General features: G+C 50.6%; 13 protein-coding genes, 1 tRNA gene and 1 pseudogene. 11 read left to right on the forward strand and 4 right to left on the reverse strand.

From position 1 onward, the window contains the following. Positions 1-46: 46 nt before the first annotated feature. A complete protein-coding gene (locus BMI79_RS11340; RefSeq protein ID WP_244157332.1) occupies positions 47-787 on the reverse strand; it encodes a fimbrial biogenesis chaperone in 741 nt (246 codons plus the stop codon). Positions 788-1,278: 491 nt separating this feature from the next. Continuing rightward, positions 1,279-1,581: a monooxygenase gene (locus tag BMI79_RS11345; protein WP_076942248.1), complete on the reverse strand. Its 303-nt coding sequence runs from the start codon at positions 1,579-1,581 to the stop codon at positions 1,279-1,281. Between the two features lie 855 nt (positions 1,582-2,436). Here BMI79_RS11345 and BMI79_RS11350 point away from each other — a divergent pair. Genes BMI79_RS11350 through BMI79_RS11370 form a run of 5 tightly spaced genes read left to right on the forward strand, consistent with a single transcriptional unit; the run spans position 2,437 to position 8,539 of the window. After that, a complete protein-coding gene (locus BMI79_RS11350; protein WP_076942249.1) occupies positions 2,437-2,964 on the forward strand; it encodes a fimbrial protein in 528 nt (175 codons plus the stop codon). Positions 2,965-3,017: 53 nt separating this feature from the next. After that, positions 3,018-3,758 carry a fimbrial biogenesis chaperone gene (locus BMI79_RS11355; RefSeq protein WP_244157333.1) on the forward strand — a complete coding sequence of 247 codons (741 nt, stop codon included), beginning with the start codon at positions 3,018-3,020 and terminating at the stop codon, positions 3,756-3,758. Between the two features lie 52 nt (positions 3,759-3,810). Further along, entirely contained in the window at positions 3,811-6,426 is a 2,616-nt protein-coding gene (locus BMI79_RS11360; protein ID WP_083704428.1) for a fimbria/pilus outer membrane usher protein, read from the forward strand. Further along, positions 6,411-7,808, forward strand: a complete 1,398-nt coding sequence (locus BMI79_RS11365; RefSeq protein ID WP_244157334.1) for a fimbrial protein — start codon at positions 6,411-6,413, stop codon at positions 7,806-7,808. Before BMI79_RS11360 ends, BMI79_RS11365 begins: the two co-directional genes overlap by 16 nt. Next, positions 7,808-8,539: a fimbrial biogenesis chaperone gene (locus BMI79_RS11370; protein ID WP_241679990.1), complete on the forward strand. Its 732-nt coding sequence runs from the start codon at positions 7,808-7,810 to the stop codon at positions 8,537-8,539. The genes BMI79_RS11365 and BMI79_RS11370 overlap by 1 nt, the downstream gene beginning before the upstream one ends. 40 nt (positions 8,540-8,579) lie before the next feature. Here the strand turns inward: BMI79_RS11370 and BMI79_RS11375 are convergent, their stop codons facing one another. Both BMI79_RS11375 and BMI79_RS11380 read right to left on the reverse strand, forming a co-directional pair. Beyond that, positions 8,580-9,767: a sugar transporter gene (locus tag BMI79_RS11375; protein ID WP_076942253.1), complete on the reverse strand. Its 1,188-nt coding sequence runs from the start codon at positions 9,765-9,767 to the stop codon at positions 8,580-8,582. A gap of 221 nt (positions 9,768-9,988) precedes the next feature. Next, on the reverse strand, positions 9,989-10,402 hold the full coding sequence (locus BMI79_RS11380) for a hypothetical protein (RefSeq protein WP_076942254.1): 414 nt from the start codon (positions 10,400-10,402) through the stop codon (positions 9,989-9,991). Positions 10,403-10,757: 355 nt separating this feature from the next. On the opposite strand from BMI79_RS11380, the gene BMI79_RS11385 reads away from it, so the two are divergent. The 6 genes and pseudogenes from BMI79_RS11385 to BMI79_RS11410 all read left to right on the forward strand — a co-directional run bounded on the left by BMI79_RS11385 (position 10,758) and on the right by BMI79_RS11410 (position 15,395). Continuing rightward, positions 10,758-10,833: transfer RNA gene (locus tag BMI79_RS11385), tRNA-Asn, on the forward strand. Positions 10,834-10,982: 149 nt separating this feature from the next. Next, a pseudogene (locus BMI79_RS24230) lies at positions 10,983-11,177 on the forward strand (Arm DNA-binding domain-containing protein); the annotation flags it as partial. 298 nt (positions 11,178-11,475) lie between these two features. Continuing rightward, the gene (locus tag BMI79_RS11395; RefSeq protein ID WP_076942256.1) at positions 11,476-11,817 is read left to right on the forward strand and encodes a metalloregulator ArsR/SmtB family transcription factor; all 342 of its coding nucleotides are present in this window, start codon (positions 11,476-11,478) and stop codon (positions 11,815-11,817) included. A gap of 91 nt (positions 11,818-11,908) precedes the next feature. Further along, positions 11,909-12,271: an arsenite efflux transporter metallochaperone ArsD gene (arsD, locus tag BMI79_RS11400; RefSeq protein WP_076942257.1), complete on the forward strand. Its 363-nt coding sequence runs from the start codon at positions 11,909-11,911 to the stop codon at positions 12,269-12,271. 21 nt (positions 12,272-12,292) lie between these two features. Then, positions 12,293-14,053: an arsenical pump-driving ATPase gene (arsA, locus tag BMI79_RS11405; protein ID WP_076942258.1), complete on the forward strand. Its 1,761-nt coding sequence runs from the start codon at positions 12,293-12,295 to the stop codon at positions 14,051-14,053. Positions 14,054-14,105: 52 nt separating this feature from the next. Beyond that, on the forward strand, positions 14,106-15,395 hold the full coding sequence (locus BMI79_RS11410; RefSeq protein WP_076942259.1) for an arsenic transporter: 1,290 nt from the start codon (positions 14,106-14,108) through the stop codon (positions 15,393-15,395). Positions 15,396-15,455: the final 60 nt, after the last annotated feature.

A 15,455-nucleotide genomic window follows, 5' to 3' on the forward strand; every position in this document is an offset into this window, starting at 1 on the left:
GTCCCTTAACGAGGGATACTGACTGTCAACGATTATGGCTTCCTGCTCAATTCAAACTGGCTTCGGCGCGCGTATGTCCGCCATAGTCATTGACCAAGGTAAATGTCACTTTCTGTGCACCCGCAGGCGACGAAGCCCCTTTTTCCAGTTTCCAGCTTGCCTGAGATTTAGGTGCCACCATATCCGTTTTGAATGGCACTTCTTTATTGCCCACCATGGCGGCAGCTTTGATAAAGGAAGCATAAAAAGGTGAATCATTCGTCACGGCCAGAACCCATTGCCCAGCCTGCTGTTTAAGGGAGAAATGCAGTTGCTCGGTTATCTTTTCAGGCCCACCAGCAAGCCCTTTAGGGCGATAGAAGATTTTTATCCGGTTACGCAGCACCACCAGCATCTGGTTCTCTGCTGATCCAGCCATATTTTTAGGCGGAATTTGTACGCTATTCAGGTAAAACACCGATTCGCGATCCTGCGGCAGATCCTTGCCGGTAAAGACCAGACGTACCGATTGGCCGGTTTTTGGCTCAATACGGAATAAGGCTGGCACCACGACAAAGGGCCCGTCCGCCTTGTCTGGCGTTGAAGAAGGGTTGTTGACGTCTGTCCACATCTGTACCACATAGGGAATATTGTCATTATTGGTGAGTTGGACAGTTTGAGATTGCGAGCCTGACGGGTAAATAACCCGAGTATTAAGCATAACCACGCTGGCTAGCGCCTGTTCAGCAATGAACAACAACAGAAGAGATAAAACACTAATTACGATACCGGAACATTTGGTTTTCACACGAAACATCCTCGTTTAATGCCCTGACTGACCCCCTTTCCATCACCATGAAAGGAGATACCTTATAACGGGTAAGACACAGAGTACCGCGCGTTCCCAAACACAGAATCGTCAGCTACGGTATTCTCCATACGCCCGTTGGCAGCAGGAAAAAACCGGCTACTCACCCTGTGTGCAACGTTGTTCATGTTCATACGCAGTGTTTACCTTCAAACTCAGTATAGGCGAATTGTTTAACTCAGTGTTTCTATTCGCCCATGACAGCGTTAGCAAGTTTACTTTTGATTTTATTATCAGATTCCTTCTCAACTCACGGGACAACCCTTCGCGATAAGAAAAATCTCATTCACATCATTTATGATCAAACCGCTGATAAGGACACATTACAACCCATCAGGATAGTCTGATGTCGTAGGACGTGTAGCACTCAGCCCCCTGAAAATGCACTGAATGCGTTTATTGATTGGCTTAATCTGGCAAGAGCCCCCTCACTAAAAAGAACAGTGATTGAGCCGTGACAAGGCTTCGTTAACTGCAAATATCTTGCCATTGACCCTGGGGATACCAAAGCTCTTTAGCCTGCTGGTATGTTTTTTTAGATACGCTGCCGCAGAGCGTTCGTCACTGAATAGATAAATTCCCCCTGCCTCACTGTTTTCCTGGTTCTCTGTCCAGTATTTCCAGATAAAACCGGGTTCTTCAGAAATCGAGCGCGCAAGTTCCTCCATCGCACTATACATTGCCGCTCCCCATGGCCCTGAGTAGGGAAAATCAACTTGAAGAATGTAATACATAGCTAATGCTCCTGAAGTTCATCTAACGTACCAATACTGTTGGTTTTCAAGTATACCCGATCATATCTGTGCTTTAATTTGCGCAATCACAGGTTCCGCGCAGGTATGGGCAGTATTCAATGACATCAAGTCCCCAACGTTGCCGGTATTCAAGGCATGATTTGCGATATGTCGCTACGGCTTGGTTGCAGCGGCCGGGGAAGTGATCCACAAGAAGAGGAAAGGATTGACTGCGTATCAGCTTTCACGCTGATGCCTTGTAAAAGCATAAAAAGTTAAGACAGTTCACTCTGTGACTTAGAATTACTTGCAAGAAACGTATTTCTTTTAACAGATATAAGAACTGATTTAAAATAAGACACTCAGATACATCTTACACACCATCAATAAGACCTCTAAACGGTATCACACGCCTCCCACACCCAACTTAGGATGATTCTCAGCGAAATAAACTAGGAAAACACTTAGCGAAATATCCTAACCTGAGAAACACTCCGATATTTAGTCATTAAATAAATACAAAAAAACATTAAATTTAGGATAAAAAACTTAACAATGATTATTTAATGGTTAATGATTCCAATATAAGCCGGCTTGTGTAGAATATCTCTCGTCAACAGCAGGCTAATCAGTAAACGCATTTAGCGCATTTTCATAGATTGGCTAGCTGACACATGGAGACGGTGTTATCGGAATCTTCTTGACAGAACAATATAAGCTTCCTTCTTTTGCTGCTTGTTGCTCGCAAGAAACATCTGAGAATCAGGTCAATAAAAAACGTAGTGCTGTAAACACAGGAAACGGCGAAGTCAGTAAGCCATTCGCCAATGACTTAACCTAAGGGAAATATCCAACATGAAAATGAACAAAATCGCGATCGTTGCTGCTGGCCTGGTTTTATCCACCGCTGCACTGGCTGACAACACCATTAAGTTCCAGGGTGAAGTTGCTGACCAAACTTGTGACATCAGCATCAATGGCAACGCATCAACGCCACTGATCCTGCTGCCAACCGTTGCTGCTAGCTCACTGGCGACCGCTGGTGCCACCACAGGACAAACGCCATTCACTATCAGCTTGACCGGTTGCACCCCTTCTGTGGGCACCACTGCGATCAAAACCGTGTTCGTAGGCAACAACCTGACTGCAACTGGCAACATGGGTAACACCGGTACCGCTAAAAATGTATCTCTGCAGCTGGTTGACCCTGCATCAGCTGCTACTCCACTGGATCTGACCGGCCAAAACGGTGCTGCTGGCCTGTCGCTGGCTAACGGTGCAACATCTGCCTCTTATGACTTTGCCGTGCGCTACTTTGCTGAAGACACCGTCGAAGCTGGTTCTGTGCTGGGTAGCGTTCAATACGCAGTGTCTTATCAGTAATGCCAGTTTCCCCTTCCACTACGGTGGAAGGGGTATTCCGAGAGGATTCTCGTGTGACGAAAATATATCCAGGGATCGCGCTTGGCGCGCTCTCCGCTTTCTTTATGCTGTTTTCTGCCCCTCTGACCGCCAGCGTAGTCATGCTCAACACTAGGATCATCTACCCAGCGGATGCACAATCACAAACGGTACAACTCACCAATAATGACAATATTCCGTATGTGATGCAGATGTGGTCAGACACCAATAATCCCACCTCAACACCTGACAATGCTGACGGGCCCTTTGTTGCCGTGCCCGCGTTGTTCCGTGTTGAACCCAAAACCGGCCAATCGGTACGCCTGGTCTTTACCGGCAAGGATCTGCCGCAGGATCGCGAATCGGTGTTTTACCTGAACAGTGTGCAAATCCCACCGAAGAACACGGCCAACCGTGCAGAAAACCAGATGCTGGTGGTATTGCGTAACCGGCTCAAAATTTTCTATCGCCCTAAGAATATTGTCGGTAGCCCAGATAAAGTTGCAGAACAACTCCGCTTCTCGCTGAAACAGCAGGCAGGGCAATGGGTGTTGAACGTGAATAACGAGTCCGGCTATCACGCTTCGGTTATCAAAGCAGCCGCAGTGGTAGGTAATAAAGAAGTGCCGTTCAAAGCGGAAATGATTGCACCAAAAACTCAAGCAAGCTGGAAGTTAGAAAAAAATGCCCAGTCCCCTGCTGGCGCACAGAAGATTAAATTTACGCTGATCAACGATTACGGTGGCCATACCAATCAAGAAAGCCGTCTGAACTGATCGACCGTATTAATTCGCAGTACCAGGATTTCGCGTTTTAGGGACTAAAGGAATGCACGCAAAAATAACCATTTCCCCACGCTATTCCGATATTCGCCAAAGGAAGGCAGTGTTGGTCAATTCACCGATAAGCAGAGCTCGTCTCAAGCCATTGGCGCTGTTACTGGGGCTATTGATCCCGCAGGCCTTCGCAGCCACAACCGACGGTCAATTTGAGTTCGATGACAGCATGTTGATTGGCAGTGCCAAAGAACAGAAGAACATCGCCCGTTTTAATCAGGCGAATGCTATCGAACCTGGCACTTATCAAGTCGATATCTTTATCAACGGTGATTTCTTTAGCCGCAAATCTCTGGTGTTCGCCGCTGGGAAGCAAGGGCATGTCTCCGCCTGTCTGTCACGCGAAATACTGCTTGAAGTCGGTATTTTGCCTAGCGCGGTAAAAACTGAGGCCGAGGATACCGCCAATTGCCTGAATCTGGAACAACAGGTCGACGGGGCCTCCAGCCGTTTTGATTTTGCCCGTCTGCGCCTCGATCTCTCAGTTCCGCAACTCCTGATGAAACGCGAAGCGCGCGGTGCCGTGCCGCACAGCGATCTCTCGGTCGGTGAAACCGTGGCGTTTACCAATTACGACACCAACTATTACCGGACCAAAGCGTCGGGTAACACTACAGACTCCACCTTTTTAGGCCTCAATTCAGGTATCAACCTCGGCCTGTGGCAACTGCGCCAACAGTCGAGCTTTACGCGGTATAACAGCGACTACGGTGCCAGCAGAAGCCAGTGGAACTCGATACGCACCTATGTGCAACGCCCACTACCATCAGTCGGAGGGCAGTTAACGCTGGGTGAAAGTTTTACGTCGGGCAGTTTGTTCAGCAGCCTGGGTTTTCGCGGTATCTTGTTTGAAACCGACGATCGTATGCTGCCTGAGTCGCAGCGTGGCTATGCGCCCACGATTCGTGGCGTGGCATCCACGACAGCCAAAGTCAGCGTTCGCCAGTCGGGTGTGCAAATTTATCAGACTACCGTCGCCCCGGGTGCGTTTGTGATTGATGACCTGTATCCCACCAGTTTCCAGGGCGACCTGGTGGTAGAAGTGCAGGAGGCCGACGGCCGCGTCTCCTCCTTTACCATACCGTTCTCTGCGGTTCCAGATTCGATGCGGCCTGGGCACTCGAACCTGAGTATCGCTGCTGGGCAGGTGCGCAATATTGGTAACAGTAATGCGACCTTTGCCGATCTGACCTATCAGGCTGGCTTAACCAACGCCATTACGGCCAATTCGGGTATCCGCGTTTCTGACGGCTACCAGGCGTTACTCGGTGGAGCTGTATTCAGCAGTCAGCTTGGCGCTGTGGGCGTCAATGCCGTCTATTCGCGAGCAGATATGTGGGGCGAAACGCTTGATGGTTGGCGTCTGGGCACCACCTACAGCCGCACCTTTACCCCAACGGCAACCACGCTGGCGCTGGCAGGTTACCGTTATTCCACTCAAGGCTATCGCGATTTGAGTGACGTTTTGGGGTTACGTGATGCGTATCAGAACAATAACGTCTGGTCATCCAGCACTTACCAACAAAGCAACCAGTTTATCGCTACCGTTAGCCAAAGTTTGGGAGAATATGGTCAGATTTATTTCTCCGGTTCAACCAGCAGCTACCGTGGTGGACGTGGGCGAGATACTCAGTATCAGATGGCCTACTCACACAGTTATAAAAATATCAGCTACAACCTGTCGCTCAGCCGCCAGCAGACGGGCAGTATACGTTCTGGTGTCCAGTCGCCGGGTGATGCAACCAACGGCACTTCTCAGAACGTTGTCATGTTCTCGATTTCTATCCCGTTGGGTGCAGGTTCACGCTCGCCGCTCCTGTCATCGGGTATAAGCCACACTACTGGCAAGAACGGCAATACCAACTACCAGAGCGCATTGGCCGGGACTCTCGGGGAAGATCAAAGCTTAAGCTATACTGTTAATGGTGCTTTCGACTCCGGCGGTACGGGTGCCAGTTTTGGTACCAACCTGACCAAGCAAACGTCGTTGGCCACCTTCGGTGGCAGCTTCTCACAAGGCAAAAGTTTTACCCAAGGTGGGGGCAGCGTCCGCGGTGCCGCGGTGGTACACAGTGGCGGCGTAACGTTAGGGCCTTATCTGGGGGATACCTTTGCCTTGGTTGAAGCAGACGGCGTCAAAGGTGCAGAAGTCATTAACGGTATGGGAGCAAAAATTAACAGCTCCGGTTATGCCATCGTCCCATCATTGGTGCCTTATCGTTATAACGATATCAGCCTTGATGCCAAAGGGATCGAAAATGCCAGTGCCGAACTTACCGAAAACCAACAGCGCATAGCCCCCTATGCTGGTTCGGTCGTCAAAGTTCGCTTCAAAACGCTTGAAGGTTATGCTTTGTTAATCAAAGTCTTAGGTGAGAAAAACGCCAATATGCCGTTGGGCAGCAACGTATACGACAGCAACAACGCCGTTATCGGTTTAGTGGGCCAAGGCAACCAGATTTATGCCCGAGCTTCAGGCAAGCAAGGTGTATTGCAGGTGAAATGGGGTGAGTCTGCCAGCGAGCAATGCACGCTGAATTACGATTTACGCGATCAGGACATGACGCAGTCACTGTATCGTTTGGAGTTACCATGCAACAGCCACTGACGCCCAAAGTAAAACGTGAGATAACAACTATGCGTATGCGCAAAACCTTTTCTGCTGCATTGCTGGCGCTGGCAGGCGTCACGCTGGCAACGCCCAGCTGGGCTGAATGTTACAAGATCACCGCGATCGACAATAGGCCGAGTTCACCCACTTATACCGAAGCAGGTAAAGGGACAGCAGCCAATTGGGACGGTTCTGTTGACGCAGCGGGCTCTTTAGGAACTGTACAGTCGGTTATTAATGTCAACAGCAGCACTTTTCAACCAAATGGAACATTGATTGCCAGCGGCACCGTCAACTTCTTGCAGTCTGGAGCGCAACCGTACAGCCCAGATCAAATTCTGTTCCGCTGCACCGCTAGCGAAGCTGGAAAGCTGTTTGAGTACTATGCCACTAATGGCGACTCAACCTATGCGGGCTACGTAGAGGTAGGTACTGTCAATGGCATACCCCAGGCTTATCAGACTATTATTGATGGTGTTGCCCTAAGAGCGACAAATCTGGTTACTGGTGAATATTATTCTCGCTACTGGAAAGCTCGCCTTTTGACTAACCTGGATACAGACTCACAGGGGTGGATACTGGTTAAAGCCAAAAACTTTAGCAACACTAAAGTGGAGTTATTCCGCCTTAGTAACTCCGCAGGTTCAACCACTACCGGTGTCGTTAATTGGACACAGCCCAACACATATATTGCGTTCAAAGGAGGAACCCTTTCCTCTAATCTAAGCGTTGGTGCAGACTCTTTATCAATATACGGTGGTTGGTACGCTTACTGGCCTGGTGCAGTCAACCTGCATAACCGCATTTATGTCCGTCGGGCAGCTACCTGTTCAGTAACTAACGTAACCCCGACCGTGGTCTTCCCGCTTATCACGGTAGCAGAGCTTAAAGCCGGAGTAACGCGTCAACGGCCTATCACCATTCAATTTGCCTGCCAGACAGGAAAGCCAGCCAATACTGGTCTTGTGGCCCTGGCCAGTGGTGTCGGCGCTAACCAGACCGCTATGGGGATCCTAGTCAACCCCGCAAACGCGGCAGCAGCCGTGGCCGCAGGATTGGGTACCGCTGGTTCCGGCGTCAGCTATCTGCTGTCAGACGGCTATGGGATTGATCCTAATGTCGCCAGTGGCGTAGGCATTCAGATTTCGCGTCCTAACGGCACGACCATGAACTTGCTCAGCACGTTGAGTGGCGGCGTGTTAGGTGGTAATAACGCAGGTTGGTACCCGGTATTAGACGATGCTACTTCAAGCGGCGAAGTTAACGGTGTTACAACCTATACTAAAACCCTCAATGCGACGTTAAAGGCCTTGCCTGGCAAAACGGTTACCGCAGGCAAAGTAAGCGCGACGGCACAGGTTATTATTCAGGTGCAATGATGCGAAAATTAATCGGATTATGTATTGCAGGCGGCATATTGTTCAGCAGTTGGGCGCAGGCTGGCGTGATCATCGAATCATCGCGCGTAGTGTTTTCGGCTGCCGATCGCGAACGCTCACTGATGTTGTCGAACGGTAATCCTTATCCGGTCATCGTACAAACCTGGATTGATGATGGGTCACCGGAAGGAACGCCAGAAACTGCGGGAGAGGTCCCGGTGCTGCCTCTCCCGGGGCTTTTCCGGCTGGAACCGGGGGAAAAGAAAAACCTGCGCCTGCTGGCTACGCAGATAAAGCAGCCACAGGATCGTGAATCCTTGTATTGGCTGAATATTTACGAGATCCCCCCTACCGATGCCAAACTGCCACCTGGGGTTTCTGCGGTGAAAGTCGCGGTGCGCCTGCAGTTGAAGACCTTCTACCGCCCGCAGAATCTGAAAATAGACGTCGATAAACTGACTGCGCAGCAGCAATTCAGCCTGATCAGGCTACCCGGTGTATTGAAACTCAAAGTTGAAAATGCTTCACCTTACTACGCCACCTTCAGTGCAGCCGAACTCACGGGCGGGGGTAAATCCTCTCTGGCAAACATTGGTATGCTGGCCCCCTTCTCCACTAAAACGCTGGAGATCGGTGGCGAAGCCAACTGGCAACCCGATAGCATCAGTTATATTTTGGTCAATGATGATGGCAACAGCGTTGAAGGCAAAAAGTCCCTCAAGCGGCAATAAACCCGTGTAGCCCCTAAAGAACGGGGCTTTATCACCGTTATCAAACCCGTTGCTGCTGCAGACGCTCACTGCGGTAAAAACTCAACACACACCAGCCTAATGCGATCAGTGCCAACGGCGCAGCGACAAAGCCAATATTCGACATGCCTAAACGCAGGCTGACCTGGTTACCCAACAGCGCACCTGCTCCGATACCAAAGTTATACAGACCAGAATAAATTGACATAGCCACATCGGTCGCATCCGGTGCCAGATGCAATATTTTAGCCTGCATGGAAAGGCCAATCGCCATAATCGCCATGCCCCACACGATGCACAACAGCGTCAGCGACGTTTCACTGCCCGAAGCGGGCAACAGTAACAGCAGGCTGACGGCCAGCAAGCCAATCGCACCAATAAAGAAACCTGATGGGAAACGTTCGCTGTAGCGGCTAAACAGCAGGCTGCCGAGAATCCCCGCCGCCCCAAATAACAGCAGCATCAAGGTGGTAAAGTTTGCCGCCAGCGCTGCCACATTCTGAATAAAGGGTTCGATATAGCTGTAGGCGGTAAAATGCGCCGTTATCACCACGATAGTGAGCATATAAAGGCTAACCAGCGCTGGGCGCTTGAACAATAGCGGTATGCTGGAGAACGAGCCAGAATGTTCACTTTTCAGCACCGGCAGTAAGCGCCACAACATTATCAGCGCCAAGGTGGCACAAATGGCGATACCGATGAAGGTCATACGCCAGCCAAGCAGTTGCCCAACCACACGGCCTAACGGCAGCCCGAGAACCATCGCCAACGCGGTGCCTCCTGCCAGCATACTCAACGCCTGGGCTTTTTTGCCCGCCGGAGCAACGCGGATTGCCAACGATGCGGTAATCGACCAGAACACCGAGTGCGCAAGCGCCACTCCCGCACGGGAAATCACTAACGTCGTAAAGTTCCATGCCACAGCCGTGAGCACGTGGCTGGCAATAAACAGGGCAAATACGCCGATCAGCAATTTACGCCGCTCAATTTTGCTGGTCAGTAGCATACAGATCAGCGATGTGGCTGCAACGATCCAGGCATAAATGGTAATGATCAGGCCGACCTGTTCGGTTTGCATCTCAAAGCTTTGGGCAATGTCGCTCAATAATCCGACCGGAATAAATTCAGTGGTATTAAAGATAAATGCCGAAACGGCGAGCACAACAACGCGCATCCAAGCGGTTGAACGGGAAGGCGTACTTTCTTCCATTAAGGTGATCCATAACAGGGCAGGCAATGGCGATATGTTATCCAACCGACGAGGAAAATGCGATACAGATCACGCTTTTATTTCGCTGTTTTTTCAACCACAGGTTTTGGCGGTAAAAGCATAATATGGCCAACAAAAAACGCCCCCAATGAGAGCGTTTTGTTGTAGTACCAAGTATTTGTGGTTACATGAATATGGTCGGCTAACCCTAGAGCGAGGCTTTAGGCACCAACAACGCGTTCAACCAGAGCCTTGGTCAGGTCGGTACGAATCTGGTTGCAGGTTTTCGAAATCCGGAATTGGTAAGCGGCATCCATGATTTGGTGGATGTCGGTACTCACATTGTCACGAACCCGCATATACAGTTTGGCTTCCGACACAATATGGTTCAATTCAAGGCTACGGCTCTGGTACATCGCTTGATTAACCTGCTGCAAGGCATTTAATTCTTTCATGCAGGAATGTATTACCGTCTCCGTGCTTTCAGAAATCACTGGCCGAGGTGCCGGTTGAGTCACAGTGGTGGTTGTGCGCGGCGTTGCCGCTGGAGCAGTTTTGGCTTTGGGGGGATTGTTCAAATTTTGACACCCTGCCAACAACACACACAGTGCGGCTACCGCGATTGCTTTTTTCATTACTGAGAAACTCCGGAAAACAAAGGAACGGTGTAGTTTACCGCTATAAAAATGACTTTGCGTAGCATAGAGTAATAAATACAACCTTGACAAGGTCCGCCACATCCCAAGACCATGCCTACCAACAAACATTCTCTAGAGCAGCATAGAATAATCTTACGAAATAATCCATTCAAAATACAAAGAGCCGCATCATTGTATTGATAAATATCATCACGTTAAAAAAGGGTTAACCAATGAAAAGTGCTGAAAAACGAGCCAAGATGTTCAATCTGTCAGCAAACACACTTTTTTCTCACTTTAGTGCTTTGACAAACCCATAGTCCACCGCTATCATGCGCCCCGTTCACACGATTCCTCTGTAGTTCAGTCGGTAGAACGGCGGACTGTTAATCCGTATGTCACTGGTTCGAGTCCAGTCAGAGGAGCCACTTTCTATTCCATTGATGTCTTTTCAAGTCAATGGATGAAGCAAAATCAATAAGTTACGAATGAATGTGGTTACGCTAAATTCCACATTGTTACGTTGACTACCAGAACTTTTGAGGGCCTGCTCGACTCGATAACATCGAGGCCCTCAATGTCACTTAGCGAAACAGTAATCAGTAAAACGCAATATCAAGACAAACCTTTCAATCTAGCCGATAGCGCTGGTCTTTACCTCTTAGCCAAACCCAACGGTGCAAAACTCTGGCATCTCAAATACCACCATGGTGGTAAAGAGAGAAAACTCGCCTTCGGTGCCTATTTTGCCGTTTCTTTAACGCTGGCCAGAAACCCGGCAGCAAGACCCGGTATCTTTCCCGAAAATGCCGACAGTGTCAGGCTGCATGAAAAGTCAGGTTTTCGCATAATAGGTTTCAGGGAAAAGTCGGCAAGATGAGTGGCAAATGGCGGGATGTGATAACGCCCTTTTCGCTCATAAAAAACTCATAGCGTACTCGTTGGATTCACTCTCTCATTCTTAGCTAGTCTCTCCGAAACACTCACTTCACATTCGAAAAATCAGATGTAATATTGACTTTGTTGGCTAGCGTTTTAAGATGGCGTGAGTTATTTGAGTTGGAGCCATCATGACAACACTCACCCCCTTACAGCTGTTCAAAAACCTGTCAGACGAAACCCGCCTGAATGTCATCCTGCTGCTGCGAGAATCCGGTGAACTCTGTGTTTGCGAGCTTTGTAACACGCTCAATGAGTCTCAACCCAAGATTTCCAGGCACCTGGCCATGCTCAGAGAGTCTGGGCTGTTACTGGATCGCCGTGCAGGAAAGTGGATCCACTATCGCCTGTCACCACATATTCCTGCCTGGGCTGCTGCCGTGATTGAGCAGGCCTATCTCAGTCAACGAGACCAAATCGTTTTGCTGGCACGCGGTAATGGAACGATGAGCAGTAAGACTGCCTGTCTTTAATGTCCTAAAAAATTTACTCTTTCATATCTGTTTTTTCACATTTGATTGAGTAAGGTGCCAAACTGATTTAATAACAGAAAGGATGGAATCGATGAAAACGCTCTCAGTGTATGACCCGGCACTCTGTTGCAGTACCGGAGTGTGTGGCACCGATGTTGATCAGGCCTTGGTCACCTTCTCTGCTGATGTGGAATGGCTCAAAAAACGCGGTGTCACCGTTACACGTTATAACCTTGCCCAGCAGCCTATAGCCTTTATCGACAATACGCTGGTCAAAAACTTCCTCGAAAACTCAGGCGCTGAAGGCCTGCCGCTCATTCTGCTGGATGGCGAATTGGTCATGGCAGGACGTTACCCTACCCGTGCTGACCTAGCTCGCTGGTGCAAACTGCCGCTAGAAATCACCGGCATCACCCCGAAAAGCTGCTGTGGCGGCAACACGTCTTGCTGTTAATCAACACGTGGAGGGAAGGTCATGAAATTCTTACAACATCCACCAGTGTTTCTCTTTTTTACCGGGAAAGGCGGGGTCGGTAAAACGTCCATTTCCTGTGCCAGCGCGATTACCCTGGCCGATGCCGGTAAGCGCGTCTTGCTGGTCAGCACCGATCCGGCCTCGAATGTCGGCCAAGTGTTTAATCAGCCTATCGGCAACCAGATTACCGCGATCGCCACCGTGCCGGGACTGTCTGCGCTGGAAATTGACCCGCAGGCAGCGGCTCAGCTCTATCGCTCCCGTATCGTTGACCCCGTCAAAGGTCTGCTGCCAGAGGCGGTGGTTCGCAGTATCGAAGAGCAATTGTCAGGTGCCTGTACCACTGAGATTGCCGCGTTTGATGAGTTCACCGGTTTATTGACTGACGCTGCACTGCTGAATGATTTTGACCATGTGATTTTCGATACGGCACCTACCGGGCATACCATACGTTTACTGCAGCTTCCAGGGGCCTGGAGCAGTTTTATCGACAGTAACCCGGAAGGTTCTTCGTGCCTGGGCCCGTTGGCCGGTTTGGAAAAACAACGCGACCGTTATGCCCAGGCATTACAGGCCCTGTCCGATGCAGCAAGAACCCGCCTGATATTGGTTGCCAGGGCGCAAAAATCCACGCTCACTGAAGTCGCCAGAACCCATCACGAACTGGCACAGGTCGGCTTGCGCAACCAGTTTCTGGTCATCAATGGGATATTGCCTGAAGCTGAAGCGCAGGCAGACAAGTTGGCTCGCGCCTTGTATTGGCGTGAGCAGCAGGCATTGAGTGCGTTACCCGATGTCCTCACAGTGTTGCCCAGAGATGATTTGATGCTGCAACCGGTAAATATGGTGGGAGCTGACGCACTGCGCCAACTGCTGGTGAAAAGCGAAGCCCGCCGTTCAGCTTCAACACTGCCTCTGACCGAAGCATTCACCGAATTACCCACGCTGTCCTCTCTGGTTGAAGAGATCACCGCTGATGAACACGGTTTGGTGATGCTGATGGGGAAAGGTGGCGTCGGTAAAACCACTTTGGCCGCATCGATTGCGGTAAAACTGGCTGAGAAAGGGCTGGATGTTCACCTGACCACTTCTGACCCCGCTGCGCACCTGGAGAACACTTTGCATGGGCAACTCCCTAACCTGATCGTCAGCCGGATAGATCCGCTGGCTGAGACGGAACGCTATCGTCAGCATGTCTTGTCCACCAAAGGCAAGGATCTAGACGCCCAGGGTAAGGCGTTATTGGAAGAAGATCTCCGTTCCCCCTGTACTGAGGAAATTGCGGTCTTTCAGGCTTTTTCCCGCGTGATACGGGAAGCGGGTAAGCGCTTTGTGGTGATGGACACGGCACCGACCGGCCATACGTTGTTGCTGCTGGATGCCACCGGGGCCTACCACCGTGAGGTCGCCAAACGGATGGGGGAAAGTGGCCATTACTTGACGCCCATGATGCAGTTACAGGATGAAAAACGCACCAAAGTATTATTGGTGACGCTACCTGAAACGACACCGGTACTGGAAGCCGCCAATTTGCAGGAAGACCTGCGTCGGGCAGGTATCGAGCCTTGGGCGTGGGTCATTAACAACAGTTTAGTTGCTGCGGCCACCTCTTCACCGCTGTTGCAATTACGTGCATTGCATGAAGTTGAACAGATAAAAAAAGTCAGAGACTCATTGTCTTCACGCCTAGCACTCATTCCACTGCAAGAAGAAGAGCCAATCGGCATTGCACGGTTGAGTCAGCTGGCTGGCGGCGTTTAATTTAATATCATTTTTCCGGGTAAGAGTGCGTTCTTACCCTTTTGGGGGCGTTATGTTGTTGGCAGGAGCTATTTTTATTCTGACTATTGTACTGGTGATCTGGCAACCCAGAGGGCTAGGCATTGGCTGGAGCGCCATGCTCGGCGCAGTACTGGCGTTACTGAGCGGTGTGGTTCATCTCGGTGATATTCCAGTTGTATGGCAGATTGTCTGGAATGCCACCGCGACCTTTATTGCCGTAATCATCATCAGCCTGTTACTGGATGAGTCGGGTTTCTTTGAATGGGCAGCGCTGCATGTAGCACGCTGGGGCAATGGCCGTGGCCGTTTGCTGTTTACCTGCATCATCTTGTTGGGTGCGGCGGTGGCGGCGCTATTCGCCAATGATGGTGCCGCACTGATCCTGACACCGATTGTGATTGCGATGCTGCTGGCGCTGGGTTTCAGCCGTGGCGCGACCTTGGCGTTTGTGATGGCGGCAGGCTTTATCGCCGATACCGCCAGCCTGCCGCTGATCGTGTCAAACCTGGTGAATATTGTTTCGGCGGATTTCTTCAACCTCGGATTCACTGAATATGCAGCGGTGATGGTACCGGTTAACTTGGCTGCAATTGCCGCAACGCTGGTGATGTTGCACCTGTTTTTCCGCAAAGACATTCCGGCAGTTTACGATCTGTCCCTGCTGAAAGCACCGAAAGAGGCCATTCGCGACCTGAACACCTTCAAGACCGGGTGGCTGGTGCTGGTTCTGCTGCTGGTTGGCTTCTTTGCCCTGGAGCCGCTTGGTGTCCCCGTCAGTCTGGTCGCCGCCGTGGGCGCGCTGATTTTGTTCGCCATTGCCAAGAAAGGGAATGTTATCAATACCGGCAAGGTGCTGCGCGGCGCACCCTGGCAGATCGTGGTGTTCTCGCTGGGCATGTATCTGGTGGTGTACGGCCTGCGTAATGCCGGTTTGACCTACTACCTTTCAGCCCTACTGAACCAGTTTGCCGAACAAGGACTGTGGGCGGCCACGCTGGGCACCGGATTCCTGACGGCGTTCCTTTCCTCCGTCATGAACAATATGCCGACCGTTCTGGTAGGGGCCCTGTCGATTGACGGCAGTGATGCCAGCGGAGTGATCAAGGAGGCAATGATTTATGCCAACGTGATCGGCAGCGATCTGGGGCCGAAAATCACTCCGATAGGCAGCCTGGCCACCCTATTGTGGCTGCATGTGCTATCACAAAAGAATATGACCATCACCTGGGGATATTACTTCCGCGTGGGCATTGTCATGACGATCCCGGTGCTGTTAGTCACACTGGCGGCATTGGCCTTGCGACTATCCATTTCCCTGTAATTGTTTTTAAACAACCACGCCAGCAGGCATAACCGGCTGGCGTTTCAATGAGAGAGCATC

The sequence above is a fragment of the Serratia oryzae genome (genome assembly GCF_001976145.1).
In the GTDB taxonomy this organism is placed as follows: domain Bacteria; phylum Pseudomonadota; class Gammaproteobacteria; order Enterobacterales; family Enterobacteriaceae; genus Chania; species Chania oryzae.

Excerpts from the sequence above, each read along its gene's own strand:
- arsD (WP_076942257.1), top strand. The coding sequence starts at position 11,909 with ATGAAAACGCTCTCAGTGTATGACCCGGCACTCTGTTGCAGTACCGGA.
- BMI79_RS11360 (WP_083704428.1), top strand. The coding sequence starts at position 3,811 with ATGCACGCAAAAATAACCATTTCCCCACGCTATTCCGATATTCGCCAA.
- arsA (WP_076942258.1), top strand. The coding sequence starts at position 12,293 with ATGAAATTCTTACAACATCCACCAGTGTTTCTCTTTTTTACCGGGAAA.
- BMI79_RS11350 (WP_076942249.1), top strand. The coding sequence starts at position 2,437 with ATGAAAATGAACAAAATCGCGATCGTTGCTGCTGGCCTGGTTTTATCC.
- BMI79_RS11380 (WP_076942254.1), bottom strand. The coding sequence starts at position 10,402 with ATGAAAAAAGCAATCGCGGTAGCCGCACTGTGTGTGTTGTTGGCAGGG.
- BMI79_RS11370 (WP_241679990.1), top strand. The coding sequence starts at position 7,808 with ATGCGAAAATTAATCGGATTATGTATTGCAGGCGGCATATTGTTCAGC.
- BMI79_RS11365 (WP_244157334.1), top strand. The coding sequence starts at position 6,411 with ATGCAACAGCCACTGACGCCCAAAGTAAAACGTGAGATAACAACTATG.
- BMI79_RS11375 (WP_076942253.1), bottom strand. The coding sequence starts at position 9,767 with ATGGAAGAAAGTACGCCTTCCCGTTCAACCGCTTGGATGCGCGTTGTT.
- BMI79_RS11345 (WP_076942248.1), bottom strand. The coding sequence starts at position 1,581 with ATGTATTACATTCTTCAAGTTGATTTTCCCTACTCAGGGCCATGGGGA.
- BMI79_RS11410 (WP_076942259.1), top strand. The coding sequence starts at position 14,106 with ATGTTGTTGGCAGGAGCTATTTTTATTCTGACTATTGTACTGGTGATC.
- BMI79_RS11395 (WP_076942256.1), top strand. The coding sequence starts at position 11,476 with ATGACAACACTCACCCCCTTACAGCTGTTCAAAAACCTGTCAGACGAA.